Source organism: Saccharopolyspora sp. NPDC045839, from assembly GCF_056431645.1.
This window is the reverse complement of record NZ_JBWKKH010000004.1, coordinates 267,762-292,837: the sequence shown is the minus strand read 5'-3', so window position 1 is coordinate 292,837 and position 25,076 is coordinate 267,762. Positions and strand designations below refer to the sequence as shown.

The 25,076-nt window shown below is 70.7% G+C and carries 23 protein-coding genes and 1 pseudogene; 8 read left to right on the top strand and 16 right to left on the bottom strand.

The genetic code is table 11. From position 1 onward, the window contains the following. Positions 1-65 precede the first annotated feature (65 nt). From AC07EQ_RS08700 to AC07EQ_RS08680, 5 genes are all read left to right on the top strand, one after another. Positions 66-2,165 carry a bifunctional polysaccharide deacetylase/glycosyltransferase family 2 protein gene (locus tag AC07EQ_RS08700; protein ID WP_478387399.1) on the top strand — a complete coding sequence of 700 codons (2,100 nt, stop codon included), beginning with the start codon at positions 66-68 and terminating at the stop codon, positions 2,163-2,165. 92 nt (positions 2,166-2,257) lie between these two features. After that, a complete protein-coding gene (locus AC07EQ_RS08695) occupies positions 2,258-3,244 on the top strand; it encodes an ornithine cyclodeaminase family protein (RefSeq protein ID WP_478387398.1) in 987 nt (328 codons plus the stop codon). A gap of 51 nt (positions 3,245-3,295) precedes the next feature. Then, the gene (locus AC07EQ_RS08690) at positions 3,296-3,967 is read left to right on the top strand and encodes a GntR family transcriptional regulator (protein ID WP_478387397.1); all 672 of its coding nucleotides are present in this window, start codon (positions 3,296-3,298) and stop codon (positions 3,965-3,967) included. 329 nt (positions 3,968-4,296) lie between these two features. Next, positions 4,297-6,249: a hydantoinase/oxoprolinase family protein gene (locus tag AC07EQ_RS08685; RefSeq protein ID WP_478387396.1), complete on the top strand. Its 1,953-nt coding sequence runs from the start codon at positions 4,297-4,299 to the stop codon at positions 6,247-6,249. Further along, on the top strand, positions 6,246-7,805 hold the full coding sequence (locus tag AC07EQ_RS08680; protein WP_478387395.1) for a hydantoinase B/oxoprolinase family protein: 1,560 nt from the start codon (positions 6,246-6,248) through the stop codon (positions 7,803-7,805). Before AC07EQ_RS08685 ends, AC07EQ_RS08680 begins: the two co-directional genes overlap by 4 nt. Before the next feature lie 301 nt (positions 7,806-8,106). Here the strand turns inward: AC07EQ_RS08680 and AC07EQ_RS08675 are convergent, their stop codons facing one another. From AC07EQ_RS08675 to AC07EQ_RS08650, 6 genes are all read right to left on the bottom strand, one after another. Beyond that, positions 8,107-9,048 carry a LysR family transcriptional regulator gene (locus AC07EQ_RS08675; protein ID WP_478387394.1) on the bottom strand — a complete coding sequence of 314 codons (942 nt, stop codon included), beginning with the start codon at positions 9,046-9,048 and terminating at the stop codon, positions 8,107-8,109. 37 nt (positions 9,049-9,085) lie between these two features. Continuing rightward, entirely contained in the window at positions 9,086-10,510 is a 1,425-nt protein-coding gene (locus AC07EQ_RS08670) for an Nramp family divalent metal transporter (RefSeq protein ID WP_478387393.1), read from the bottom strand. Positions 10,511-10,599: 89 nt separating this feature from the next. Then, entirely contained in the window at positions 10,600-11,097 is a 498-nt protein-coding gene (locus AC07EQ_RS08665) for a 2,4'-dihydroxyacetophenone dioxygenase family protein (RefSeq protein ID WP_478387392.1), read from the bottom strand. Positions 11,098-11,190: 93 nt separating this feature from the next. Further along, positions 11,191-11,913 carry an SDR family NAD(P)-dependent oxidoreductase gene (locus AC07EQ_RS08660; protein WP_478387391.1) on the bottom strand — a complete coding sequence of 241 codons (723 nt, stop codon included), beginning with the start codon at positions 11,911-11,913 and terminating at the stop codon, positions 11,191-11,193. A gap of 6 nt (positions 11,914-11,919) precedes the next feature. Continuing rightward, positions 11,920-13,158: an MFS transporter gene (locus AC07EQ_RS08655; protein ID WP_478387390.1), complete on the bottom strand. Its 1,239-nt coding sequence runs from the start codon at positions 13,156-13,158 to the stop codon at positions 11,920-11,922. A gap of 201 nt (positions 13,159-13,359) precedes the next feature. Further along, complete coding sequence (locus AC07EQ_RS08650) at positions 13,360-14,151, bottom strand: hypothetical protein (RefSeq protein WP_478387389.1); 792 nt, start codon at positions 14,149-14,151, stop codon at positions 13,360-13,362. A 62-nt stretch (positions 14,152-14,213) separates the two neighbouring features. Here AC07EQ_RS08650 and AC07EQ_RS08645 point away from each other — a divergent pair, with 62 nt between their 5' ends. Then, a complete protein-coding gene (locus tag AC07EQ_RS08645) occupies positions 14,214-14,399 on the top strand; it encodes a PspC domain-containing protein (protein WP_478387388.1) in 186 nt (61 codons plus the stop codon). A gap of 178 nt (positions 14,400-14,577) precedes the next feature. Then, positions 14,578-15,555: an LLM class flavin-dependent oxidoreductase gene (locus AC07EQ_RS08640; RefSeq protein ID WP_478387387.1), complete on the top strand. Its 978-nt coding sequence runs from the start codon at positions 14,578-14,580 to the stop codon at positions 15,553-15,555. Between the two features lie 78 nt (positions 15,556-15,633). On the opposite strand, the pseudogene AC07EQ_RS08635 reads toward AC07EQ_RS08640, so the two are convergent. The 6 genes and pseudogenes from AC07EQ_RS08635 to AC07EQ_RS08610 form a co-directional block, all read right to left on the bottom strand. After that, a pseudogene (locus AC07EQ_RS08635) lies at positions 15,634-15,927 on the bottom strand (DNA-binding protein); the annotation flags it as partial. A 31-nt stretch (positions 15,928-15,958) separates the two neighbouring features. Further along, positions 15,959-16,699, bottom strand: coding sequence for a class I SAM-dependent methyltransferase (locus AC07EQ_RS08630; protein ID WP_478387386.1), 741 nt, complete (start codon positions 16,697-16,699; stop codon positions 15,959-15,961). 125 nt (positions 16,700-16,824) lie between these two features. Continuing rightward, positions 16,825-17,427 carry an NADPH-dependent FMN reductase gene (locus AC07EQ_RS08625; protein ID WP_478387385.1) on the bottom strand — a complete coding sequence of 201 codons (603 nt, stop codon included), beginning with the start codon at positions 17,425-17,427 and terminating at the stop codon, positions 16,825-16,827. Between the two features lie 10 nt (positions 17,428-17,437). Next, complete coding sequence (locus tag AC07EQ_RS08620; RefSeq protein ID WP_478387384.1) at positions 17,438-18,220, bottom strand: creatininase family protein; 783 nt, start codon at positions 18,218-18,220, stop codon at positions 17,438-17,440. Next, the gene (locus AC07EQ_RS08615) at positions 18,217-18,627 is read right to left on the bottom strand and encodes a RidA family protein (protein ID WP_478387383.1); all 411 of its coding nucleotides are present in this window, start codon (positions 18,625-18,627) and stop codon (positions 18,217-18,219) included. Before AC07EQ_RS08615 ends, AC07EQ_RS08620 begins: the two co-directional genes overlap by 4 nt. Beyond that, on the bottom strand, positions 18,624-19,997 hold the full coding sequence (locus AC07EQ_RS08610) for a purine-cytosine permease family protein (RefSeq protein ID WP_478387382.1): 1,374 nt from the start codon (positions 19,995-19,997) through the stop codon (positions 18,624-18,626). Before AC07EQ_RS08610 ends, AC07EQ_RS08615 begins: the two co-directional genes overlap by 4 nt. Before the next feature lie 234 nt (positions 19,998-20,231). On the opposite strand from AC07EQ_RS08610, the gene AC07EQ_RS08605 reads away from it, so the two are divergent. Beyond that, positions 20,232-21,398, top strand: coding sequence for an LLM class flavin-dependent oxidoreductase (locus AC07EQ_RS08605; RefSeq protein WP_478387381.1), 1,167 nt, complete (start codon positions 20,232-20,234; stop codon positions 21,396-21,398). A gap of 349 nt (positions 21,399-21,747) precedes the next feature. Here AC07EQ_RS08605 and ehuA read toward each other — a convergent pair whose 3' ends face one another. The 4 genes from ehuA to ehuB are packed head-to-tail and all read right to left on the bottom strand — an operon-like array spanning position 21,748 to position 24,774. Then, positions 21,748-22,503 carry an ectoine/hydroxyectoine ABC transporter ATP-binding protein EhuA gene (gene ehuA, locus AC07EQ_RS08600; protein ID WP_478387461.1) on the bottom strand — a complete coding sequence of 252 codons (756 nt, stop codon included), beginning with the start codon at positions 22,501-22,503 and terminating at the stop codon, positions 21,748-21,750. Between the two features lie 13 nt (positions 22,504-22,516). Then, a complete protein-coding gene (ehuD, locus tag AC07EQ_RS08595; RefSeq protein WP_478387380.1) occupies positions 22,517-23,173 on the bottom strand; it encodes an ectoine/hydroxyectoine ABC transporter permease subunit EhuD in 657 nt (218 codons plus the stop codon). Further along, positions 23,170-23,874 carry an ectoine/hydroxyectoine ABC transporter permease subunit EhuC gene (gene ehuC / locus AC07EQ_RS08590; RefSeq protein WP_478387379.1) on the bottom strand — a complete coding sequence of 235 codons (705 nt, stop codon included), beginning with the start codon at positions 23,872-23,874 and terminating at the stop codon, positions 23,170-23,172. Before ehuC ends, ehuD begins: the two co-directional genes overlap by 4 nt. 18 nt (positions 23,875-23,892) lie before the next feature. Further along, positions 23,893-24,774, bottom strand: a complete 882-nt coding sequence (ehuB, locus tag AC07EQ_RS08585; protein ID WP_478387378.1) for an ectoine/hydroxyectoine ABC transporter substrate-binding protein EhuB — start codon at positions 24,772-24,774, stop codon at positions 23,893-23,895. Between the last annotated feature and the right edge of the window lie 302 nt (positions 24,775-25,076).

The window sequence follows — 25,076 nt, the reverse complement described above, 5'->3', positions numbered from 1 at the left end:
CTCGCGCACCCCCGCCCCGCCGCTGCCGACACCGCGGGCGTCAACTCCTAGAGCAGGAACAACTTTTGCCGCGTCGCTCGCAACTCCCCCGAACTCCCCGGGCGCACTGGCTGCTGCTCGGTCTGGTGCTCCTCGTGCTGTGCGGTCTGCTCGGCCTCGACACCGTGCTCAGCCGCGCGGGCGCGCCGAGCACGCCGAGCGGCAGCAGGCAGTTCGTGCCCGAATCCGCGTTCGCCGGCGGTTCCGTGATCGATCCGCGCGAGCCGGTGGTGCAGCACCCGCCGGACCGCCACCTGGCGCTGACCTTCGCCGACGGACCTGATCCACAGTGGACACCGATGCTGCTGGACGTGCTGGCCCGGCATCAGGTGCACGCCACCTTCTTCGTGACCGGCGCTCAGGCCGCCGAGAACCAGGCGCTGGTCCGCCGGATCGTCGACGCCGGGCACGAAATCGGCAACCGCACCCTCACCCGCACCGACCTGCGGCAGGCCGGCGACCTGCGGGTCCAACTGGAACTGCAGGCCACCGACCTCGTGCTGGCGAGCGCCGCCGGCATCACGACCAACCTCGTCCAGCCGCCGTACGCGACCACCGGATCGCTGGACTACGACGCGTGGAAGGCGTTCCTGCGCATCGGAAACCACGGCCGCCAGGTGGTGCTGGCCGATCTGGACTCGCAGGACTGGCGGCAACCCGACGCGGCGGCCGTGCTGGCGAATTCGACGCCCCGCGACGACCGCGGCGCGGTGCTGATGATGAGCGGCACCGCCGGCCCGGCGACCGCCGAGGCTCTCGACCGCTTGCTGCCCGATCTGCAGCGCTCCGGCTGGCAGGTCGACTCGGTCGGCGGCACCTTCCGGCTTCCCGGCACGATGAACGAGGCCGGGATCGTCGACCGCATCGCAGGCACCCTGCTCGCCACCACCATCTGGTCGTCCGCCCGGCTGTCGGACGCGCTGCGCGCGCTGCTGTTGGCGGCGACCGTGCTGGTCGCGCTGCGCGGCGTCTTCGTGCTGCTCGTCGTGCCCATCCACGTGCGGCGTTCCCGCCGATGGGAACCGCCGTGGCAGATCAGCCAGCGCGTCGGCGTGATCGTCCCGGCGTACAACGAGGAAGCCGGCATCGCGAACACGGTGCGATCGATCCTCGCCTCCGAGCATCCGGTGGAGGTGATCGTGGTCGACGACGGCTCCACCGACCGGACCGTCGAGGTGGTCGAGCGGCTGCAGGAGCGGTTCCCGCGCATCCGGCTGATCCGGCAGGAGAACTCCGGCAAGTCCGCGGCGCTCAACACCGGGCTGGCCGCAGCGAACTCCGAGCTGGTGGTCATGGTGGACGGCGACACAGTCCTCGAACCCGATGCGGTGGGACGGCTGGTCGCGCACTTCACCGGCCCGGCGATCGGCGCGGTGTCCGGCAACGTCAAGGTCGGCAACCGCCGCAGCCTGCTGGGCCGCTGGCAGCACATCGAGTACGTGATCGGCTTCAACCTCGACCGCCGCGTCTACGACGTGCTGCACTGCACGCCGACGGTGCCCGGCGCGCTCGGCGCCTTCCGCCGTTCGGCGGTCCTCGACATCGGCGGCGTCAGCGACGACACCCTCGCCGAGGACACCGACCTGACCATGGCACTGGAGCGCGCCGGGTGGCGAGTGGTGTACGAGCAGAACGCGATCTCGTGGACCGAGGCGCCGGCCACCTACGGCCAGCTGTGGAAGCAGCGCTACCGGTGGTGCTACGGGACGTTGCAGGCGATCTGGAAGCACCGGCGGGCCGTCATCGAGCGCGGCGCAGCGGGACGGCTCGGCCGGCGCGGCCTGCCCTACCTGCTCGTCTTCCAGGTGTTACTGCAGGTGATCTCCCCGGTGGTCGACGTGACCGCGTGCTTCGCCCTGTTCACCGAGGACGCCGGCACGGTAGCGCTGACCTGGCTGGGGTTCCTGGCGCTGCAGGCGGTTCCCGGCGTGATCGCCTTCCGGCTGGACGGCGAGCCGCTGCGCCCGCTGCTGGTTCTGCCGCTGCAGCAGATCGTGTACCGGCAGCTGATGTACCTGGTCGTGGTGCAGTCGGTGATCACCGCCCTCGCCGGCGCCCGGCTGCCGTGGCAGAAGCTGGAGCGCCGCGGCCGGATCGTCCCGCTGGCGGCCGGGCGGCGCCGGTGACCTGAGCTCGCCCGCCCGGGCGGAGATCGCAGCCCGGGTTCGCAATATGGTATACCATAGACCAACGCTCCTTCTTCGACGGAGAGGTCCCGATGGTGCGCATCCTGACCCGGTCCGACGTTCGCTCGCTGATCTCGATGGACGAGGTGATCGATGCGGTGCAGAAGGCGCACGAGGACCTCGCCCTCGGCCGCGCCGACCAGCCCGAACGGCACGCCGCCCGCACGCCCGGCACCGACGCGCACCTGATCCCGATGACCGCGGCGCTCGCCGACGGGCAGGCCGGTGGCGTCAAGCTGCTCGCCGACGTGCCCGCGAACCCGGCCCGCGCGCTGCCCCGGCAGCAGTCGACGATCGTCCTGGTGAACCCCGAGAACGGGGTCTGCGAGGCATTCCTCGACGGCGGCGCGATCACCCAGTACCGGACCGCCGCCGCCTCCGCCGTCGCGACCCGCTGCCTGGCCCGTCCCGACGCGCACGTGCTCGGCCTGATCGGGGCGGGCGCGCAGGCGCACAGCCACCTCGCGGCGATCACGCGGGTCCGGCCGATCGACCGGGTGCTGGTGTGGAGCCGCACCGAGACAAGCGCCCGGGCCTTCCGGGATGCCGTGGCCGACAGCGGCGTGGACGTCGAGCTCGCCGGCAGCCCCGAGCAGGTCGTCCGCGGCTCGGACGTCCTCTGCACCCTCACCCCGGCGGCGACGCCCGTGGTCGCCGGTCGCTGGTTCGGCGAGGGCCTGCACGTCAACGCCGTCGGGGCGCCACCGCGCCGGGACCACCGGGAGATCGACACCGACGGCATCGCGCGCGCCCGCGTCGTGGTGGACTCGCTGGACACCGCGCTCGCCGAATCGGGTGCCGTGTCGATCGCGCTCGACGAAGGCGCCATCACGGTCGACCACGTCCGCGACGAACTCGGCGAGGTCCTCACCGGCGCGAAGCCCGGCCGCCGCGACGACGCGCAGATCACCCTGTTCAACTCGGTCGGTGTGCCGATCCAGGACCTCGCGACCGCCCGGATCCTCGTCGACCGGGCGCGCGACAAGGGCATCGGGATCGAGATCTCGCTGCCCGAGTAGGCGGAATACGATGGGCCGCGCGGGAGCCGGACCGCGGCCAGGAGGTGCCAGGTGTCGCTGGAAGCGCGACCTTCCGTAGGGTCGGCGCACCGTTCGTTGCGCGACTCGATCGCCGACGAGCTGCGGGAGCGGATCATCTCCGGGGCCTACCCGCCCGAATTCCGGTTGGTGGAGCGCGATCTCGCGCAGCAGCTGGAGGTTTCGCGGATCCCGCTGCGCGAGGCGTTCCTACAGCTGGAGTCGGAAGGGCTGGTGCGCGCGCTGCCGCGGCGCGGCGTGGTGGTCGCCTCGATGACGGCGAAGGACGTCGAGAACCTGTTCGAGATCCGGGAGAGCCTGGAATCGCTGGCCGCCCGGCTCGCGGCGCAGCGCGCCGACCGGCAGGGCCTGCAGCGGCTGCGGGCGCACCTCGACGAGGCGCGGGCGACCACGGCCGCCGCGGACAAGGACGGCATCGCCCGCGCCAATGCCGCGTTCCACGCGACGATCATCGACCTCGCCGACAACGAGCTGCTGCACTCGATGATGGCGCCGCTGAACAGCAAGGTCCGCTGGCTGTTCCGGCTCACCAGCGCGACCGACCCGGAGATGCTCTGCCGGGAGCACACCGACCTGTTCGACGCGATCGCCGCGGGCAACGCCGAAGAAGCGGCCCGGATCGCCCTCGAGCACGTGGCGGCGAGCCGCCAGCCCACCTTCGACCAACTGGACAATCCACAGTAGAGGCTGTTTCCACACTCGTTTTGCGTGGCGGTGCGGGTGGCGGAACCTCAGACGCCGCCTGGACTGTGGGAGCCCCGACTTACGTATGACCAATACGCGGCATCGGGGCTGTCCTCGCCAGACGACGTCTGAGAACCCGCAGCGGTGCAAGTTGCGAGGGTGGGCTAAGCGGCTGCGCCGCTTCAAAGACAAAGATCGAACCACCTTCCAGAACAAGCGCTATAACGACCAGAACCACTCACGAGGATGGGCGGCTCACAGCCAGGATCGGCCACGCTGCGGCTGCCGAACGGGTGCCGCTGCGCGATGATTGAGCGTGGGTGACTGCGATGACCGGAGAGGCCGAGGCGTGTGCCGGGGTGGACGTCGGTGGCACGTTCACCGACGTCGTCGTGCACGCCCCCGGCCACCGCCCCCGGGCCGTCAAGGTGCCCACCACCCCGGCCGACCAGGCCGAAGGGGTGGAGCGCGGCATCGCCGAAGGCATGCCCGGCGGGTCGCTCCGGCTGCTGCCGCACGGCAGCACCACCGCCACCAACGCCGTGCTGGAGCGCAAGATCGCCCGCACCGCCTTCGTCACCACCGACGGCTTCACCGACGTCCTGCAGATCGGGCGGCAGAACCGGCCCGCCCTCTACGACCTGTCCGCGACCAAGCCGGAACCGCTGGTGCCGCACGAGCGTTCGGTCACCGTCGCCGAGCGGATGAGCCCGCGGGGCCAGGCGGTCGTCGAGCTGACCGACGCCGAGATCGACCGGGTGGTGGCCGCGGTCCGCCGCCTCGAACCCGAATCCATCGCCGTGTGCCTGCTGTTCTCCTACGCCTGCGACGACCACGAGCGGCGGCTGTGCGCGGCGCTGGCCGAGCTCGGCGTGCCGATCACCCGCTCCAGCTCGCTGCTGCCGGAGTTCCGCGAGTTCGAGCGGGCGTCGACCTGCGTGCTCAACGCCGCCATCGAACCGGTGATGCGCCGCTACCTGTCCAACCTCACCGCCCGGCTGCCCGACCCGACGATCACCGTGATGACCTCCAGCGGCGGCACGGCGGGCGTGGACTTCGCCGCGGCGGCACCCGTGCACACGCTGCTGTCCGGCCCGGCCGCGGGCGTGGTGGCCGCCGGAGCGGTCGCGCGCTCGGCGGGGTTCGAGGACGCGATCGCCTTCGACATGGGCGGCACGTCCACCGACGTGTGCCTGATCCGCGAGGGCCGCCCGGCGGTGTCGACGACGTCGGAGATCGCCGGGCTGCCGTTCCGGACCCCGGCGGTCGGCATCCACACCGTCGGGGCCGGCGGCGGGTCGATCGCATGGGTCGACACCGGCGGCGCGCTGCGGGTCGGCCCGCAGTCGGCCGGCGCCGACCCCGGCCCGGCCTGCTACCGCCTCGGCGGCGAGGAACCCACGGTGACGGATGCGCACTGCGCGCTGGGCCACCTCGACCCGGCGCGCGAGCTCGGCGGCGGCCTCCGGCTGGACGCCGACGCCGCACGCCGAGCGCTGGAAACGCTGCCGGAGCCGGCTGCCGGGGTGCTGGCCGTCGTGCGCGCGACGATGGCGCGGGCGCTGCGCAGGGTCAGCACCGAGCGCGGCATCGATCCGGCCGGGCTCGCCCTGGTCGCCTACGGCGGCGCGGGCCCGCTGCACGCGACCGCGCTGGCGCGGGAACTCGGCTGCCCCGCCGTCGTGGTGCCGCCTGCGCCCGGCGTGCTCAGCGCGCTGGGCCTGCTGCTGGCTCCGCCGCGTTTCGAGGCGTCGCGAACGATGCTGGTGGATGCCGGCGAAGACCTGTCCCAGGCGTGGGAGGAGCTGGGCACCGAAGCTCATCGGGAGCTCGAAAAGCAAGGCGTCACAACGGGCATATCACTGTCCAAAGTGGCCGATATGCGCTACGCGGGGCAATCCCACGAGCTGCGGATCGACGTCACCGAGCAAGCCGATCTCGCCGACCTGCTGCACGACGCGCACCGCGAGTCGTACGGGTACGCGATGCGCGACGAGCGGGTCGAGGTCGTCACGCTGCGGGTCATCGCCCGCGGCGAGCCGATCCTCGCGGATTCGCCGCGGGACTGGGACCAGGGCGAACCGGAGCGCAAACCGGATCGCGAGATCGGCATCGGCGACCGGTCGGTGCGCGCGCGGATCGTGTCCCGGGCCGCGCTGCGGACGGGCGACGAGGTCGCCGGGCCGGCGCTGATCGAGCAGCCGGACACCACGACGCTGCTCGCCGAGGACGAAATGGCCACAGTGGACGAATCGGGGAACCTGGTGGTGCGGTTGACATGACCGAGCTGACCGCCGTCGAGCTGGAGGTGTTCCGCCACGCCCTGGCCGGTATCGCCGACGAGATGGGCGTGGCGCTGCGCCGCGCCGCCTACTCCCCCAACATCAAGGAACGCGCCGACTGCTCGGCCGCGGTGTTCGACCCCGACGGCGAAATGGTCGCGCAGGCCGAGCACATCCCGGTGCACCTGGGCGCGATGCCGGCGAGTGTCCGCGCCGTGCTGGAGACCTGCGGGCGGCTCGAACCGGGCGAGCAGGTCTGCGTGAACGATCCCTACCTCGGCGGCACCCACCTGCCGGACCTGACGATCGTCGCCGCCGTCGGCGACGGCGACCGGCTGCTGGGGTACGTGGCCAACCGCGCCCACCACGCGGACGTCGGCGGCGCCGCGCCGGGCTCGATGCCCGCGACCGCGACCGAGATCGCGATGGAGGGCGTCCGCATCCCGCCGGTCCGCATCGCCGACGCGACCGGCGAGCGCGAGGACGTGGTCCGGTTGATCGCGGCGAACTCGCGGACCCCCGAGGAACGCCGCGGCGACCTGCGCGCCCAGTTCGCGGCGAACCACGTCGGCGCGGTGCGGATGCGCGAACTGGCCGACCGGATGGGGTCGCGGCGGCTGCGCACGGCGATGGCGGCGGTGTGCGACTACTCGGACCGCCGGGTGCGCGCGGCGATCCGCGACATCCCCGACGGCTGCTACCGCAGCGAGGACGTGCTGGAGATCGGCGACGGGATCCCGATCAAGGCGGCGGTGACGGTCTCCGGCGACGAGGTGCTGGTGGATTTCGACGGCACCGCCCGGCAGATCCCGGTGAACTGCAACGCGGTGTTCGCGGTGACGCTGTCGGCGTCGATGTTCGTGCTCCGGATGCTCACCGACCCCGACGCCCCGCCCAACGCCGGCTGCTACCGGGCGCTGCGCGTCGAAGCGCCGGAAGGCACGGTGGTGAACCCGACGTTCCCGGCCCCGACGGCGGCGGGCAACGTGGAGACCAGCCAGCGCATCGTGGACGTGCTGCTCGGCGCGTTCGCACAGGCGATCCCCGACCGCGTCCCGGCGGGCAGCCAGGGCACCATGAACAACCTGCTGATCGGCGGCGGCGACCCGGCGTTCAGCTACTACGAGACGCTGGGCGGCGGCGAAGGCGGCACTCCCGCCCGTCCGGGCATGTCGGGCGTGCACACGGGCATGACCAACACCCAGAACACGCCGGCGGAAGCGATGGAGCTGGACTACCCGCTGCGGGTCTGGCGCTACGAGCTCCGGCCGTCCTCCGGCGGCGCGGGACGGCACCCGGGCGGCGACGGCCTGGTGCGGGAGATCGAAGCGCTCGCCGACTGCACCCTGACGATCCAGTCCGAACGCCGCGAACACGCCCCGCGGGGAGCCCGGGGCGGCGAGCCCGGCGCGGTGGGCCGCAACGTCCTGGTCCGGGCGGACGGCACCGAGGAAGGGCTCCCGGCCAAGGGCACCTGGCCGCTGCGCCGGGGGGACCGGATCCGCATCGAAACCCCAGGTGGAGGCGGCTGGGGTGGTCCCGGCGAAGGCGACTGAGCGCTACCCTGGAGGTGCCGGCCGGGCGCCCCGCGCTGGCACGTGGAGCTTTCGAACTTCCCGGCTCGGCGGAGCCTCCGACCCCAGCGGCCGGAGGCTTCCGCATTCCAGGGCCCGTCAAAGCCCCGCCCAATTTTGCCTAAAATTGGGATCGCAACAAGGCGACCCTCAACTGTTCCCTGCGGCGGAGATGGGCTCCCGATTTTGCCTAAAATTGGAATTCTCTCCATGGCAGGAGTTCCGCTTCGCGTGGGTGGCCGGTTTCCAATTTTGCCTAAAATTGGGATCGCTGTTTCGCCGATCAGGTGCCCAGGTGGGTGAAGTCCGGTAGTGGAGCCTCTGATACCAGGGCTCTGATCGCCTCTCCGGCTTCCGTCGGGGTTGCGTCCTTCCGCCACCACAAGGCCACCTCCCTTCCCTGCGGCACATCGCTGATCGGGATCAGGCGGACTCCCGAGGTGTTCGCCATGACCATCGCCAACGCGTTCGTCACGCCCACCGCGATCCCCCGCCGCACCAGGGCGATCAGGGTCTGGGGCTGGTTCGTGCGGAAGACGACGTCGGGCACCAGGCCCGCCTGCTCGAACGCCAGGCTCGCCTCGAAGTGGCCGTTCTCGCGGTCGGTGTTCTCGCCGATCGTGATCAGCGGCCTCGCCGCCAGGTCCGCCAGCCGCAGCGGCCCGGCGGGCCGGTCCTCGCCGGCGGCCACCACCGCCACCAGCGGCTCCCGCCACAGCGGTTGGAAGGTCAGCGCGCCGCCGGCCGCCACCGGCAGCACCGGCCGGACCGCCAGGTCGATGTCGCCGGCGATCAGCGCGGCCTCCAGCTCCAGCGTCGCGCCCTCCCACGGCTCCAGCTCGATGCCCGGGAACTGCGCCGCGCTGCGCTCGAAGAGGAACGGGAACAGATGTGCCGCCGCGCTGGGATAGGCGCCGAGCCGGACGCGGCCGCGCACCCGGTGGGCGGCGCGCCCGGCTTCCTCGCTGGCGGCCCGCAGGTGCTGGAGGATGCCCCGCGCGTGCGGGAGCAGCGCGCGGCCCTCGGCGGTCAGCACCACGGGGTGGTGCGAGCGGTCGAAGAGCTGCACGCCCAACGCCCGCTCCAGCTCCGAGACGTGCGTGCTGATCCGGGACTGCGACCGGAACAGCGCCTGCGCCGCGGCGGAGAACCCGCCGTGCTCCACCACGGACACGAAGCCGACGAACCAGTCGAGGCGGTAGCGGTAGGCTTCGCCGGGCTTCACCGCCACCACCTCGCGTCCCGTCGTGCGTTCATGCGGGTCAGCCGAACAGCTTGTCCAGCTGCTGGTTCACGGTCAGCACCGCGAGCACGCCGAACAGCAGGATGGACCAGATCAGCGCGGCCAGCCGGTAGCCGCGGACGCGGATCGCGGCGGGCAGCATCTTGCGGTTGATGGCGATCAGCAGTCCTGAGTAGACGAACATCATGACCCCGCCGACGCAGGCCGCGATGGTGGCGAGCAGCAGCGGCTGGCCCAGGCCCGCCGCCACGACCAGCGCGCCGATCAGCACCAGGCCCCACACCAGTCCGGCGTAGATCTTGCTCTCGGAGGCGTTCGGGAAGTACGTCGTCTTCAGCACGTCGGCGGCCAGTCTGCTGGTGTAGTCGACGATGCCCAGCGCGGCCGCGAACAGCGAGAAGGCACCCACGATCCAGAAGAAGTAGCCGTACCAGCCGCCGGCCGTGGCCATCATCTGCTCGCCCTCGGCGCGCAGGAACGACACGTCGTTGGACACGTCGCCGCCGAAGACGGTGGCGTAGGCCAGCAACGACATGAACATGATGGACAGGAAGGTGATGGCGACGAAGGTGAGCAGCTGCTCCTTGTTGGCGAACCGCCACCACACCCGCCAGCGGGCCAGGTTCTCCTCGGTGGCCGGGAAGATGAACCCGGCCTGGCCGCGCGCCTCCGTCTCGCCGGTCAGCGGCGAGACGATCTTCGGGACGTAGCGGCCCATCCCGAAACCCTTGTCCCGGATCCAGTTGCTCTGCACCAGGTTCTGCCCGCCGCCCGCGCCCGCGAAGGCGAGGGCGCCCATCAGCACGGCGAAGCCCAGTTCCGCGGCGGGGAATCGCGGCTGCGTGACCACGCTGGGCAGCGCCGACCAGGTGTTGGCGCCGATGACGAACAGCGAGCCGATCGCGATGAGCAGCAGGATCGCCGCGACCTTGAGCATCTGCGCGCGTTCCAGTGCGGTGTAGACGGCCGGCGCCAGGGTCAGGATCAGCGCCACGATCACGAGGATCACCACGGAGATCACCGCGACGTTGCCGCCGACGACGTAGCTGACCAGGGTCGCCGAGCTCGTCGCCCACGCCGGCCAGAGGTTCGCGAAGTAGGCCATGATCGCGAACACCAGGCCCCAGTGCTTCCACAACCGGCTGAAGCCGGTGACCGCGGTCTCCCCGGTGGCCAGGGTGTAGCGCTCGATCTCCATGTTCAGGAAGTACTGCGTCACCAGGCCCAGCACGGCCGCCCAGACGAACGTCAGGCCGACCTGCGAGGTGATGTACGGGAAGAGGATGAACTCGCCGCTGGCCAGGCCGACCCCGGCGGCGACGATGCCCGGGCCGATGAGGCGCCACTGCTTGCCGGGCGGTTCGGGGAGGTCACGCACCTGGGGGCGCGGGATGTGCTTGTCGGGAAAGGCTCCGGCTGGATCGGGGATGCTCGCGTCGGCCATCTGGACACCTTCGTTCGTGGCTCGCCGGTTCAGCACAGCTGCCGATCACGAGGCGCCGGGCCGCCGCCACCGGTCGGCCCGGCGGCGGGTCAACGCACGAACTGGTCGACGAATTCGCCGCCGAGTCCGACCTTCTCGTAGTGCGCGCGGCACATTTCGATCTTGGTGAACACGTCTTCGTAGCCCACCTGGTGACCGGCCTCGTCAAGGTAGATCATCGCACCGGTGATGTTGAAGAACGTGACCATTTCGTCGCAATCCGCGGGAACCGCGAGGGTGTGGATCTCGCCGGGCGGTTCGTACACGTAGTGCCCGGTCTCGGCCGTCCACGGGTGTTCGTGGTAGTGCCACTTGCCCTTGATCACGTAGCCGTGCACCGCGCCGGGGTGGCGGTGCCGGGACACGATGCCGGACTTGGTCACCCACAACAGGTTGCACCACTGCCCGACCACGGTGTTGAACATCAGCGGCCGGAACCAGACGTCCGGCGCTTGCGGCACCCACACCCGGTCGTCCTCGGGCACCGCCGCGATCGCCACCTCGGGCGGGATCGCCGGCGACGGCAGCACCTGGAACTCGGATGACATTTCGCTCACTCCCCACTGGTTTCGGTTTCTTGTTGAAGCGACGCAGCCGCGCACCACCCGCACCGCTGCGCAAGACGAGTGCAACGAGAGCTTTCAGACGGCCAGGTAGCCGCCGTCGACCGGGAGGACCGTTCCGGTGATGAATTCCGCCTCCGCGGAGGCGAGGAAGAGCACCGCGCGCGCCACGTCCTGCGGGGTTCCCCAGCGGCCCAGCGGGGTCCGGGCGAGGATGCGCGCGTCGGCTTCGGGATCGGATTGCAGTTCTCCCGTCAGCGCGGTGCGAATCCAGCCCGGCGCCACCGCGTTGACCCGGATGCGGTCGGCCGCGTAGCCTGCCGCCAGCGATTTGGTCAGCTGCACCACGCCGCCCTTGCTGGCCGAGTAGCCGGGCACCTGCGCGCCGCCGAAGAAGCTGAGCATCGAAGCGGTGTTGACGACGCAGCCGCCGGAGCGGGCGAGCAGCGCGCGGGCCGCCGCGCAGGCCCGCATGGTGCCGGTGAGGTTGACGTCGACGACCCGGGCGAACGCCTCCGGCTCCAGTTCCGCGCCACGGCGGATGATTCCCGCGCAGTTCACCAGCACGTCCAGCCTGACCAGACCGTCCACAATGGTCTTGATGCCGCCCGGTCGAGTCACATCGGAGTCGAACGCGTCGATGGTCGTGTCCAGTTCCGGCGATGGCGGGCCCATTCCGGTGACGCGGACCTCGGCGTCGTGGCGGGCGAAGGCGTTGGCGACCGCCGCGCCGATGCCGCTGCTGCCGCCGACGACGAGCACCGACTTCCCGGCGAATGCATCCGCTCGCAGGGTGGACAACGGCGATCAGTCCCTTCCGGATTGCGTTGCCATGGCGGATTCCGGGATGCCGACGGGCTTGCGGACCAGGAACGCGTAACTGAGCGCGGCGGCGATCGCGATGCCGCTGGCGGCGAGCAGGGCGAGCACGAACGAACCGGTCTCGTCCACGATGATGCCGGTGATCAGCGGCGCGAACGCCCCGCCGAAGTAGCCGCCGAAGTTCTGCAGGCTGCCCAGCGACGCGGTGATGCGCTCGCTGCCCACCGTGGTCGCCAGCGACCAGGCACCGGCGCTCGCGGAGTTCATGAAGAACTGGGACGCGGAGATGGACACCAGCGCCAGCGCGGTGCTCGGGGTGAGCGCGACGGGGATGGTGCACAGGCCGCCGATCAGCAACCCGCCGCAGATCGGCACCTTCCGCGCGAGCATGGTGGAAACCCCGCGCCGCACCAGGAGATCGCCGACGCCACCGCCGGCGAGCATGCCGAGCGTGCCGGCGAGGTAGGGCACGATCAGCGCGATCCCGGTGTCGGCCACGCTCAGGCCGCGCTCGCTCTCCAGGTAGGCGGGCAGCCAGGTCAGGTACAGGTAGATCGAGTAGATCACCCCGGAGAAGCCGAGGATCATGCCCCACGTGGTGCGATGCCGCAGCAGCCCGAGCCACTCCCGCACCGACACCGGCTCCGCGGCGGGCTGCGGCTCGCCGGAGAGCTGCTTGCGGTCCCGGTAGACGACGAACCACACCAGCGCGAGCAGGACGCCGGCCAGCCCGGCGACGACGAACATGGCGCGCCAGCCGTAGCTGAGCATCAGCCAGGTCAGCAGCGGCGGGGCGAGCGCCGGGGCGAGCGTGGAGGCCGTGTTGAACAGCCCGATCGGCGTGCCTCGCGATTCGCGCGGGAACCAGTCGGAAACCACCTTGGCGCCGCCGGGGAAGGCGGGCGCCTCGCCCAGCCCCAGGAACAACCGGCCGAACAGCATCTGCTTGAAGTTGGCGGCGATCCCGCAGAAGGCCTGGGCGATCGACCACAGCAGCAGGCCGCCGCCGAGCACCTTGCGCGGCCCGAACCGGTCGAGCAGGCCACCGGCGGGCAGCTGGGCGAACGCGTAAGCCCACGAGAAGACCGAGAGCAGCAAGCCCATTTCGGTGGGGCCGATGCCGAACTCGTCCTGGACGCTGTGGTTGGCGATGGCGAGCGTGCTGCGGTCGACGTAGTTGACGATGCCGATGAGCAGCAGCATGACGAGCAGTGCGAAGCGCATCCGGCGGATGCTCCGCGGTGGACTCATTCCGGTTCCCCCGAGACTCGACGACTTCGTCGGAGTTGGAGCCAACGTGCGCGAAAGACCGGAACCGTTCCGGGATCGTCCGCCGGCTCCTGGGGCTAGACCCTAGGCAGGCGTCCCATCCGGGAGAAGCGCACTTTTCAAATACCCGCCATCCGCTACGCGGATACCGCGGGCTCAGCGCTCCCGCGCTTCAAGACGGCGCACCCGCTCCGCTGCCGCGTCGCGGTCGTGCTGCGCGCGCTCGCGGCGCTGGCGCGCCGTCTTCGCGCTGCGGCGGTGCTCGCGGAGCTCGCTTTCCGCCTGCTGCAGCGCCTCGCGCAGCTCTTCGCAGCGCTGCTCGGCTTCGCGCTCTGCGCTCTCGGCGCGTTCCTCCGCGCCGGTGGCTTCGCCCAGTTGCTCGTCGGTGTGCCGCAATTGCTCGCGGAGCTCGCGAAGTTCCCGTTGGGGTTTGGGGCGTGCGGCGGTGCGGCGGATGGCTGCGACGGCGAGTTCGTCGAGACCGAATCCGCTGTATTCCAGGGCTTTGGTGAGGATTCCGGCTCGGACCGCGCGGCCTGCTTCGGGATCGGACAGCGCCGCGGTGAGGGTTTGCTCGACTTGCTGCCGGGTCGATTCGGTGAGCCGGTGGCCGTGCTGTTCGGCGAGTTCCGCAGCCCTGCCGGTGATCTCGCGCAGGAGGCGGGTGCGGTCGGCTGCGAGGGCTCGCAGGTCGTCGCCGCGCAGTTCGCGCTGCGCCGCTCGCAGCTTCTCACCCAGCTCCAGGAGCTCGGTGACGCTGCGGGGATCCCGGCTGGCGAGCAGGTTCACCGCCCAGGCCGCCGCGGTGGGCTTGCGCAGCTTCTTGAGCTGCGCGGCGAGATCCCGGTCGCCGCGTTCGGCGGCCGCTGCCGCGTGGCGGTCGCGGGCCGGGATGAACTCGGCCGGATCCGCCGCGTACAGCTCGCGGGCGAGTTCCTCCAACTCCACGGGATCAACGTGCCACGCCGGCGCGGCGTGCGCGATGCGGCGGGACGCCGCAGGCTGGGTGCATGACGGTTTTGGAACGTCCTCGCGACGGTGCGCTGATCGCCGGGGTGTGCGCCGGGATCGCGAACCGCTTCGGCTGGCGCGTCGGCCTGGTGCGGCTGGTGTTCGTGCTCTCCTGCGTCCTGCCCGGCCCGCAGTTCCTGATCTACCTGGTCCTGTGGCTGCTGATGCCCCGGGCGGCGGCGTGACGGCCTCCGCTGGTCCGGACTCACGGCCACATGCCTGCGGGAACGCCGCTCCGCAAGCCGTGGGCATGGGGCGGAGCTCCGGGCCGGTGGGTTCCGCATCGCGGAATCGCGGCGTGGGCTCCGCCTCATCCGAAGCCGGAATCTTGCGGCTCCTCGGGCGGTTTGCACGGGTGTGACTTTGCGCCTTTCCGTGCTGGACCGCTCGCACACCATGCAGGGGCGGAGTCCGCAGCACGTCCTGCAGGAGACGGTTCGCTTCGCCCAGCAGGCCGAGGCCCTCGGTTACCACCGGTTCTGGGTGGCCGAGCACCACAGCGTGCCCGGCGTCGCCGGCGCCGCGCCGACCGTGCTCGCCGCCGCCATCGCCGCCGCGACCACCCGAATCCGGGTCGGCACCGGCGGCGTCATGCTGCCCAACCACCAGCCGCTGGTGGTGGCCGAGCAGTTCGGCGTGCTCGGCTCGCTGTTCCCGGACCGCGTCGACGTCGGGCTGGGGCGCTCGGTGGGCTTCACCAGCGGCATCCGGCGCGCGCTGGGGCGCGACAAGGACGCGGCCGACCGCTTCGGCGAGCAGCTCGTCGAACTGCTGGGCTACCTGTCCGGGCAGCCGGGCAGGTTCCCCGGGGTGCACGCGGTCGCGGCCGAGGGGCTGTCGATGCCGGTGTTCCTGCTGGCCACCGGGTCGGGGGCCGACACCGCCGCCGAGTTCGGGCTGCCGCTGGTGATCGCCGCGGTCCACGGCGACGACCGGATGACCGACACCATCGACGCCTACCGCGAGCGCTTCCGCCCGTCGGCCTGGGCGGCGCGGCCGTACGTGGTCCTCGCCCGGTCCGTCGCGGTCGCCGACACCGCGGAGCAGGCCCGGCGGCTGCTCGTGCCCGAGGCGTGGGCGACCGCCGAATCCCGCATCCGCGGCGAGTTCCCGCCGCTGGAACCGCCGGAGCAGGTGCTGGCGCGCGAGATGTCCGAGCGCGAGCGCACCCAGTTCGAGCGCGCGCTGCGGGGCCACGTCTTCGGCACCGCGGACGAGGTCGCGGTCGAGCTGAAGGAGCTGGCCGCCCGCACGGGAGCCGACGAGCTCCTGGTGACCACCACGGCCTACGACCCCGCCGACCGCCTCGACTCCTACCGCCGCCTCGCCGCCCTCGTCTGAGCCGCCGCGCCGGACGGAGCGATTTCGCGCCACCCACGCCCACTAGACGCCGGTTTCGCGCGAAATCGGCGCCACGCCTCAGGTGGGTGGGGTGATGCCGCGGCGGGTGTGGCCGGGGACGTGGTGGATGCGGTCGACGTCCCGGCGGTGGCTGGAGTCGAGCTGCCACGGCACGCTGACCACCATCACTCCCGGCTCGAACCGCAGCCGCCAGCTCAGCCGCAGCGAGCTCTGGTTGTGCAGCAGGTTCTCCCACCAATGACCGACGACGTACTCCGGGATGTACACGCACACCAGGTCGCGCGGCCCCTCCCGGCGGATCCGCTTGATGTAGTCGATGACCGGCCGGGAGATCTCGCGGTAGGGCGACTCCGACCGCGCTTCGCGCTCCAGCTCGGTTTCGTCAGCGGTGGCGCGCGACGGTGATGATCTCCGGGCTGTCGTCGCGCAACGGGCTGCGGTCCCAGTCCCCGAACTGCTCGGCCACCGACAGGCCCGCGTCGGCGAGGAACGCCGACAACGCCTCCGGACCGAGGAATCGCAACGTGCTCCTGCTCTGCAGCGGCCTGTCCCACCCTTGGCCGGTGTAGGTGTGCGTAGCGGTGACGAGATCTCCTTCCACCGGCAGCACTTCGCACTCGCAGTGCACCGCGACGCCCGCCGGATCCACCACGCCGCCCGAGTACCGCAGGTGCCAGTCCTCCCATTCCCGCGCGAGCGGGTTCCGGGTTTCGAACGCGAACTCGCCGCGGTCGGTGAGCGCCGCCGCGATCGTCGTGAGCGCGACGCGCAGCTCGTCGTCGCCGAGCAGCACCTGGAACGCGTGGCCGGTCATCACCACCAGGTCGAACTCCTGGTCCCAGGCCGGTGCCGCGGCCAGATCGGCGAGAACCCACTCGATGTCCGAACGCGCCCGCGCCACCTCCAGCATTCCGGCCGCCGGGTCCAGGCCGCACAGCCGCCCCTGATGGCCGTTGTCCCGCGCGATGCCCAGCAGCGTGCCCGTCCCGCACCCCACGTCCAGCACGGACCGCGCGGACATCACCAGGGGCAGGTAGAACCCGAAGTCCGAACGTTCGTCCGTCGGGCAGTAGAGGTCGTAGAGCGCCGCGAGCCGATGATCGGAGAACTGCAGGTCGACCATGGTCGCCAGCCTGCCAGAGCCCAGCGGAGCACGGCGACCCATTTTGCACCGCCGGCCACCCGTGAGCATTTTGTGCTGCTATGGCGGCACAAAGTGCTCACGGGAGTGGCCGGACCCGCGCTCGCCTAGCCGGCGAGGGGCAGAACGGGGCGGCAGGCGAAGTCGACGACCTGGTGGGCCATCGTGCGCAGCTGGTCGGCGTACGGCGTCGTCGGGTTGCCGTCCTCCGCGAAGCAGGGCTGCGCGGAGTTGATCGCCACGCCCAGCGGCGTCGGCCAGCCCCGGAGTGCGTGGGCGATCGCGCGGAGCTGGCCCAGGGTCGCCGCCGGGGCCTGCCAGCCCGCCGCCGTCGAGATGCAGCCGACCGCCCGGCCGTCGAGGTACGGGCGGTCGTCGCCCCGGAGGTCCTCGACGTAGTCCAGGGCGTTCTTCACCAGGCCGGACAGCGCGCCGTGGTAGCCGGGCGAGGCGATGATCACCCCGTCCGCGCGGCGCAACGCGGTCACCAGTTCGGCCGCCCGCAAGGTCCGATCGCCCGAATCAGGTTGGTACATGGGCAGGTTGATCTCGTCGGCCCCGAACAGGAGCGTCTCCGCGCCGTGCTCCCGCGCGGCGGCCAGCGCGAACCGCAGCGCCCGCTCGCTGCTCGATCCGGCGCGAGTCGTGCCGCCCAGCCCGACGATCAGCGGAGCGGAGCCGTCGCGCACGAGCTTCTCGTTGTCCTGCATGGCGAACACCTCACTGGTAGTTGGCGAAGTCGAACCGGGACACCTCGGCCAGCTGGTCGCCCAGCACGTCGACGAGGGCCGTGAAACCGCGCTTGCCCGCCTCCGGCGTCGCGCGCGTCGGGTCGCCGAGGTAGCCGTCCGGGCCGAAGTCGTCGGAGAGCCAACCGAAGGCGACGCTGCCGCCGAACCGGACGTGCCGGTTGTCGTTCATGCTGCTCGGCACCCGCGTCCTCGCGGCGGACATGTCCACCAGCTCCGGCCGCAGGTGCAGCATCAGCGACGTCTCCATCGCGCCGCCGTGGATCCCGAGGCCCTGCTCGGTCCCGGCGAAGGACTCGTCCTTCTCGACCGGCACGAACGTGTTGGCGGCGAAGGTGAGCAGCCCGTGCCGGTGCCGGATGTCGCGCAGCGCGGTCTGGATCTCCGAGATGTTGCCGCCGTGGCCGTTGACGAACACGATGCGCCGGAAGCCGGCCGCGGCCACCGACCGTCCGATGTCGTCGAGCACCGCGGCGAACGTGGCGGTGGACAGGGAAAGCGTGCCCGCCGCCCAGACGTGCTCGACGCTGCGGCCGTAGGACAGGGTCGGCAACAGCCACAGGTCGAGTTCTTCGCCCCGCTCGGCCACGGCCGCTCGCGCCGCCGCCTCGGCGACCAGCGCGTCGGTGACCAGTGGCAGGTGCGGCCCGTGCTGCTCGATCGCGCCGACCGGCACCACCGCGATCGACGACTCGCGGCACGCACCGGCGACGTCGGCGACGCTCAGTTCGGCGAACTCGCGGGATGTGATCACGACTTCTCCCCTGCGTGGGCAACGGCCCGGATCTCCACCCGCATCTGCGGCGTGGCCAGCGCCGGGTAGATCAACAGCGAGGCGTAAGAACGCTCGTCGAGCAGCGCGGGCGCGTGCTCCGCGAGCCACTCGTCGCGGGCTTTCATGTACTCCGCCCGTTCGGCGGGATCGGCGACGAACTGGTCCAGCTGCACGATGTCCGCGAGCTCGGCGCCCGCGTCCGCCAGCAACTGCCGGACCCGGTCCAACGTGATCCGCGTCTGCTCGGCGATGCCGTCGACCGGCGCGCCGCTGTCGTCGGTCGCCCCGTCGATCCCGCTGAGGAACACGAAACCGCCTGCCGCGGCGCCCCGTCCCCACGGCTGCACGGCGTCCCCGTAGGACAGTGGGCCCAAACCACGTTTCACTTCGACTCCCGGACTCGTTTGATGAGGTAGTACGCGACGGCCGCGACGACCCCGCCGACCCAGTACGTGATGTCTCCCAGCTGCGGGAACGCGGCCGCCAGCGGGCCGGTGTAGAGGCTCTGGCTCATGAACGGCACGGACGCGACCACGCCGATGGCGAACGCCGCCAGCCCCGGCCCGAGCCGCCGCGACCGGTCGTAGAACGTGGCCACCTCGACGCCGTCGCGCCGGTGCACCAGGAAGTCCACCAGCGTGACGCCGAGCCACGGGCCGATCCAGTAGCCGACCACGAACAGGAAGTTCTGGAAGTTGCCGAAGGCCTCGCCCTCGACGTGCCCGGCCCACCAGCCCAGCGCGGTGCCCAGCACGCCGGTGAGCAGCGCGGAAACCCAGCGACGCAACGGGATGTCGGCCATCAGCAAGGCCAGCGAGCCGGAGTAGATGTCCAGCACGCTGCCCGCGATCGTCGACGCCAGCAGCGCGATCAGCGCGATGATCGCCAGGCCCGACGGGATCAGCTGCGTCACCAGGTCGGTCGGGCTGTTCGGGAAGATGACGGTGCCGATCGCCGCGCCGAGCAGGTGCATCCACAGGCCCGCGATCGCCGCGCCGAGGAACGCCGACCAACCCAGCCGCGCCCGGCTGGTGTCGCGCGGCAGGTAGCGCGTGTAGTCGGATGCGCCGATCGCCCAGCCGAAGGTTCGCGAGGAGCTGACGGCCACGGTCATCAGCAGCGCCCCGGTCAGCGTCTTCTCGCCGGGATCGCCGACCGCGCCGACGTCGCCGCGCGCGATGCCGTACCAGGTGATGAGCACGAACAGCACCGCCATCACGCCGAGCAGCATCCGCTCGATGCGGTGCACGAAGTCGTGCCCGATGATGGCGATGACGATCTCCACCACCGCGACGGCGATCAGCGCCCACAGGAACGGGATCCCGAACAGCTGCCGGACGATGTAGGCGCCGAGCACGGTGTTCACCGCGAAGTAGCCGAATCCGGTCAGGAACAGCAGGAACACCGGCACGAAGTTGCCGAAGTAGCCGAACGGACCGCGCGACTGGACCATCTGCGGGGCGCCGGCCTGCGGCCCCATGGTGGCCGCCACGCCCAGCAGCAGGCTGCCGATCAGCGTGCCGACGACCAGCGCGAGCGCGGCCTGCGTGAAGCTCAGGCCGAGGAACGCGGTCGGGATGGCGCCCACCACGAGCGCCGAGTACTGCAGGTTTCCCGCGAACCACAGGGTGAACGCGGACAGCGGCGAACCGTGCCGCTCGTCGTCGCGCACCGCTTCGATGCCCTTGTGCTCGACCCCGCCTCGAGGCGGTCGGCCGGCCACGGCGGGTGCGGCTTGGGCAGCGTCTTCGACCATGGGGTCCTCCCGGGGACGCACCGATGGGTTGGTGTTCGCCTGGCGACGGATGAGGCCGGATGTTGATGTGGCGAACATTCACCGGGATCGTGGGCCGCGACGACTCCGGAGTCAAGAGCCGAAACGGGACTTGACGAAGCGGAAATCCGGAGGAAACTGATCCGCAGGAAATGTTGATACTACTTACATTTGCTCGTCAGCGGCCCGGAGCAGCCGGGCAGGATGGAGGTACCCGTGCGGTACGGCGTGTTCTTCTTCGGCTCCGTGGAGATGCCCGACGTGCTGGCGGGTAACCCGCTGCCGGCCGGTCAGCGCCGCGCCACCCGGCAGCAGGTGTGGGAGGCCACCGAGCACCTGCTCGACATGGGAGTGCGCGCGGAAGATCTCGGCTACGACAGCTACTGGCTGGCCGAACACCACTTCCAGCACGAGGGCTACGAGATCGTGCCCAACTCCCTGATGCTGCAGTCGAACCTGGTCGCCCGCACCCGGCGCATCCAGGTCGGCGCGATGTTCAACATCGTCCCGCAGTGGCATCCGCTACGGCTGGCCGAGGACTTCAGCACGCTGCTCAACCTCTCCGGCGGGCGCGCGGTGCTCGGCGTCGGGCGCGGCACGGTGCCCCGGGAGCTGCGCAGCCTCGGCCTGCACCAGGCGGACATGGGCTACCTGGAATCCGAGGAGAAGAGCAAGGCCATCGACGCGCACAACCGCGAGGTCTTCGCCGAGTACATGGAGGTCGTGCGCACCGCGCTGGCCAACGAGACCTTCGCCTACAAGGGCAAGTTCTTCGAACTGCCGCCGCCGGACACCAACGGCCCGGACGGCGCGGTGGACACCCTCACGCTGCTGCCCGGCCCGCTGCACCCGGTGGAGATCTGGCAGGCCGTGACCAGCCCGCCCACCCTCGGCTACGCCGCCGAGGTCGGCCACGGCTGCGTCTGGTGGAACCAGTACCACGGCTTCGTGCGCGACCAGTGGGAGCGCTATGCGGAGTTCTACCGGCAGCACCACGACGTCGAGCTCTCCAGCGGCGCCAAGCGAATCCTGGTGCTGCCGGTGCACATCGCCGACGACCACGAGACGGCGTGGCGGATCGGCGGCGCGGGCCACGACGAGTTCTGGAACCTGCTGGCCCCGTTCGGCTGGAGCCGCGGCTACCGGGGCGAGGACGGAAAGCCCGCCAAGCCCGGCCTGGTGCCGACGCTGGAGCAGTCGACGGACCAGAAGATGTGGGCGATCGGCACCCCCGAGGAAGTCGCGGAGACCGTCCAGTTCCACAAGGATTCCCTAGGCCTGGAACACCTGGTGATCTTCCCCCACTTCCCGGGCCACACGTACGAGATGGCGGCGGAGCAGATGCAACGCTTCCAGGACCAGGTCGTCCCCCTCCTCCGCTGACCGCGGTTTCAATTGAAACTGCGAAAGTTGCCCACACCCTCCGGCGTGTCGGGGTCCGGCGCCCCGGAGGGCCGCAATTTCAATGGAAATCAGAGGTCCGATTTCCATTGAAATTGCGGAAGTTGTCCACAGCCGGCCGGGGTTGTCCACAGGCCCCGGCACGTCGGGCCGTGACACGCCGGGGGTCCGCAAGTTCCACAATCGAAACCGTCACCTCCCCCGGGCGCGGACCGACAGTTTCAATTGAAACCTCCGGTCCCCAGTGGCCAGACCCCAGTTTCAATTGAAACTGCCACCTCCCCGGGGCCTGGTCCGCAGTTTCAATTGAAACTGGGGGCCGGAACCGGGGTCACTTGCGTTCGAGGACCGCTTTGAGGAAGCGCTGGGTTCTCTCGTGCTGGGGGTCCTCGAAGATCTTCGAGGGTGGGCCGGATTCGATCACCGCTCCGGAGTCGAACATCAGGACCCGGTCCGAGATCTCCGCCGCGAAGCGCATCTCGTGGGTCACCAGCAGCATCGTCATCGCGGTGGTGTGGGCGAGGTCCCGGATGACCGCGAGGACCTCGCCGATGAGCTCCGGGTCCAGCGCGGAGGTGACCTCGTCGAAGAGCATCACCTTGGGGCGCATGGCCAAGGCCCGGGCGATCGCCACGCGTTGCTGCTGACCGCCCGAGAGCTGCCCCGGTTTGTGCCGCAGGTGCTTCTGCAGCCCGACCATCCGCAGCAGGTCGACCGCGCGGTGCTCGGCGTCGTCCCGCGACATCCCCAGCACCTGGACCGGCGCGAGCGCGACGTTGTTCAGCACCGTCATGTGCGGGAACAGGTTGAAGTGCTGGAAGACCATGCCGATCTTGCGCCGCACCGCCGCCTGGCCTCGGGTGTCCACCACCGCGCCACCGCGGCGGTCCCACAGCGGCTCGCCGTCGACCTCGACGAGGCCGCTGTCCGGCTCCTCCAACGTCATGAGCAGCCGCAGGATCGTGGTCTTCCCGGAGCCGCTGGGCCCGATGATGGAGACCTTCTCCCCCGCCGCCACGTCGAGGTCGAGCTCGCGGAGGACGTGGTTGTCGCCGAACGACTTCCCCACGTCCGAGAACGAGATCATCGGCTGGACGTCCTCATCGCGGATGCGCAAGGCGCAGCTCCAATCGTTTGATCAGCTTCGCGGCCGGCAGGCTCACCGCCAGGAACAGCAGGCCCGCGATGGTCAGCGGCTCCAGGTAGCGGTAACTGCCGGAGCCGATCGACGTCGCGTGGCTGAGCAGCTCGAAAACCGTGATGGCGGACAGGATCGCCGAGTCCTTGAACATCTGCACCACGTAGTTGCCCAGCGCCGGCACCACGTCGCGCACCGCCTGCGGCAGCACCACGAACCGCCAGCGCTGCACGGCGGACAGGCTCAGCGCCGTGGACGCCTCCCACTGCCCGGCGGGCACGCTCTGGATCCCGGCGCGGTAGACCTCGGCGGTGTAGGCGCTGTAGTTGATGCCGATGACGATGATCCCGGTGACCAGCGGCGAGAACTGCACCCCGACGTTGGGCAGCACGTAGAACGCGAAGTACGCCTGCACCAGCAGCGGCGTGCCGCGCACGAACAGGACGAAGAAGTCGAGCAGCTTGCCCAGCAGCGGAATCCGCGAGTAGCGGACGACTGCCACTCCGAGCCCGAGCAGCAGCGCGATCGCCGTGCCGACGAGCGTGACCTGAACGGTCACCCACAGTCCCTCCAAAAGGGACGGAACGATGCTCGCGGCGAAGGCCCAGTCCCAGATCATGAGCCGACCACCCCACCCGGCCGGAACAAGCGCTGCAGCAGCGTGGGCCGCGGCTCGGGCCGCCCCGGATCCATCCGGCGCTCGAGCCGGCCCATCCCGATCGACAGCACGTACGCCGCGACGAAGTACAGCACCAGGATGGTGCCGAAGACCGCGGTGGTGGCGCCGGTGGTCGCGCGCACCATCTGCGCCCGGAAGGTCAGGTCCGCGACCGTCACCAGGGACACCAGCGAGGTGTTCTTCAGCAGGTCGACGAAGACGTTGCCGAACGGCGGGATCATCGCCGGGATCGCCTGCGGCAAAATCACGTACCGCATCCGCTGGTACGGCGTCAGGCTCAGCGCGATCGCCCCTTCGCGCTGCCCGCGCGGCAGCGCCGTGATGGCGCCGCGCACGATCTCCGCGCCGTAGGCGCCCTCGTTGAGGCCGAGCGCCAGCACCGCCGCGGCGAACGGCACCAGCTGGACCCCGAAGAACGGCAGGGCGAAGAACAGCCAGAACAGCTGGACCAGCATCGACGTACCGCGGAAGATCTCGATGAACACCCCGGCCGGCCAGCTCAGCCAGCGCCGCCGCGACATGCGGCACAGGCCGGCCGCGAACGCGACCAGCACGGTGATCACCACGCCCACCGCGGTCAGTGCGAGCGTGATCAGCAGCCCGTCGAGCAGCAGCGGCAAGAACGGCAGGATCTGCGACATGCGCCCAGCGCTCCCGGGTCAGCCGGCGACGGCGCAGAGCTGGTCGCGGGTGACGCTCCGGGCCGCGTCCGCCGAAAAGCCCCACCTCGAGAGGATCTCGTCGAACTCGGGGCTGGCCTTCAAGGCGCGCAGCTGTTCGTCGTAGGCGTTGACCAGGTCCTGGTCGGTCTTGCGGAAGCCGGCGCCCGAGCCCGTCTGCTGCACGTCCTGGATCGCCGGGGTGATGTCGATGCCGTCGGTCTTCAGCGAGTTCAGCGACAGCGTCGGCAGGAAGAACGCGTCGGCGCGCCCGGCCAGCACCGCCTCGATCCCGCTGCGCCCGTCGGGAATGTTGACGATCTGGGCGGCCGGGACGTTCTGCGTCTTCAGCGCGCCGTCCTCGAAACCGCCTGGCAGCACGGCGACCTTCACCGCGGGGTCGGCCTTGACGGAGGCCACGCTGGTGAGGTTCTTCGGGTTCCCCGCGGGCACCGCGAACGACTCCGTCGACACGATTTCCGGCTCGGAGTAGAGGATCTGGCCGCACCTGGACTGCTTCATGAACAGCCCGGCGGCGATGATGTCCCACCGGTTGGCGTTGAGCCCAGGGATCATCGACTCGTAGGGCGTGACGACGCCCTCGATGCTCGGGATGCCCATCCGCTTGAGCACGGCGGCGACCACGTCCGGCTCCGCGCCGGTGACCGTGCCGTCCGGCTTGATCTGCGTGTACGGGGGCTCGTTCGCGATGGCGATGCGGGCGGAGCCCCGCGCCTTGATCTGGTCCAACGTGGACCCCGGCTGTCCGGTGCCCGGCTGGGTGAAGCTGCATCCGGCGAGGAGGCCGGCCGCCGGCAGGGCCAGGGCCGCCGCCGCACTACCGCGGAACAACTGTCGTCGGGAGATTTCGGATCTGCGCATCGGCTCACGCCTCCCTCGCGAGCATCACCCAATCGAGTGATGCGTTGGGCAGAGACGCTAGGTCGCCCGATTGACCCTGTCAATGAACGGATTGTTGACAATGCGTAACCTTCGGATTCGTCCGCTCGGCGGTACGAAACCTCGCAGGATGCCGAACCACCAGCGCAAACGCACCAAAGAACGCGAGCCGAGCGGGGCACCCACCGCCCCGGCGCGGCATTTCCGCTGCACCGATCCGGCGAACTTCCGCTCGCCGCCCGGAGTTGGACGGCCGTCCACAATGTCCTCGCTTCGCAAGGCGA

Bases quoted from the DNA above. Each gene is read 5' to 3' on its own strand.
- AC07EQ_RS08695 (WP_478387398.1), top strand. From the start codon at position 2,258: ATGGTGCGCATCCTGACCCGGTCCGACGTTCGCTCGCTGATCTCGATG.
- AC07EQ_RS08685 (WP_478387396.1), top strand. From the start codon at position 4,297: ATGACCGGAGAGGCCGAGGCGTGTGCCGGGGTGGACGTCGGTGGCACG.
- AC07EQ_RS08680 (WP_478387395.1), top strand. From the start codon at position 6,246: ATGACCGAGCTGACCGCCGTCGAGCTGGAGGTGTTCCGCCACGCCCTG.
- AC07EQ_RS08670 (WP_478387393.1), bottom strand. From the start codon at position 10,510: ATGGCCGACGCGAGCATCCCCGATCCAGCCGGAGCCTTTCCCGACAAG.
- AC07EQ_RS08665 (WP_478387392.1), bottom strand. From the start codon at position 11,097: ATGTCATCCGAGTTCCAGGTGCTGCCGTCGCCGGCGATCCCGCCCGAG.
- AC07EQ_RS08655 (WP_478387390.1), bottom strand. From the start codon at position 13,158: ATGCGCTTCGCACTGCTCGTCATGCTGCTGCTCATCGGCATCGTCAAC.
- AC07EQ_RS08645 (WP_478387388.1), top strand. From the start codon at position 14,214: ATGACGGTTTTGGAACGTCCTCGCGACGGTGCGCTGATCGCCGGGGTG.
- AC07EQ_RS08630 (WP_478387386.1), bottom strand. From the start codon at position 16,699: ATGGTCGACCTGCAGTTCTCCGATCATCGGCTCGCGGCGCTCTACGAC.
- AC07EQ_RS08625 (WP_478387385.1), bottom strand. From the start codon at position 17,427: ATGCAGGACAACGAGAAGCTCGTGCGCGACGGCTCCGCTCCGCTGATC.
- AC07EQ_RS08610 (WP_478387382.1), bottom strand. From the start codon at position 19,997: ATGGTCGAAGACGCTGCCCAAGCCGCACCCGCCGTGGCCGGCCGACCG.
- ehuA (WP_478387461.1), bottom strand. From the start codon at position 22,503: ATGATCTCGTTCTCGGACGTGGGGAAGTCGTTCGGCGACAACCACGTC.
- ehuD (WP_478387380.1), bottom strand. From the start codon at position 23,173: ATGATCTGGGACTGGGCCTTCGCCGCGAGCATCGTTCCGTCCCTTTTG.
- ehuC (WP_478387379.1), bottom strand. From the start codon at position 23,874: ATGTCGCAGATCCTGCCGTTCTTGCCGCTGCTGCTCGACGGGCTGCTG.
- ehuB (WP_478387378.1), bottom strand. From the start codon at position 24,774: ATGCGCAGATCCGAAATCTCCCGACGACAGTTGTTCCGCGGTAGTGCG.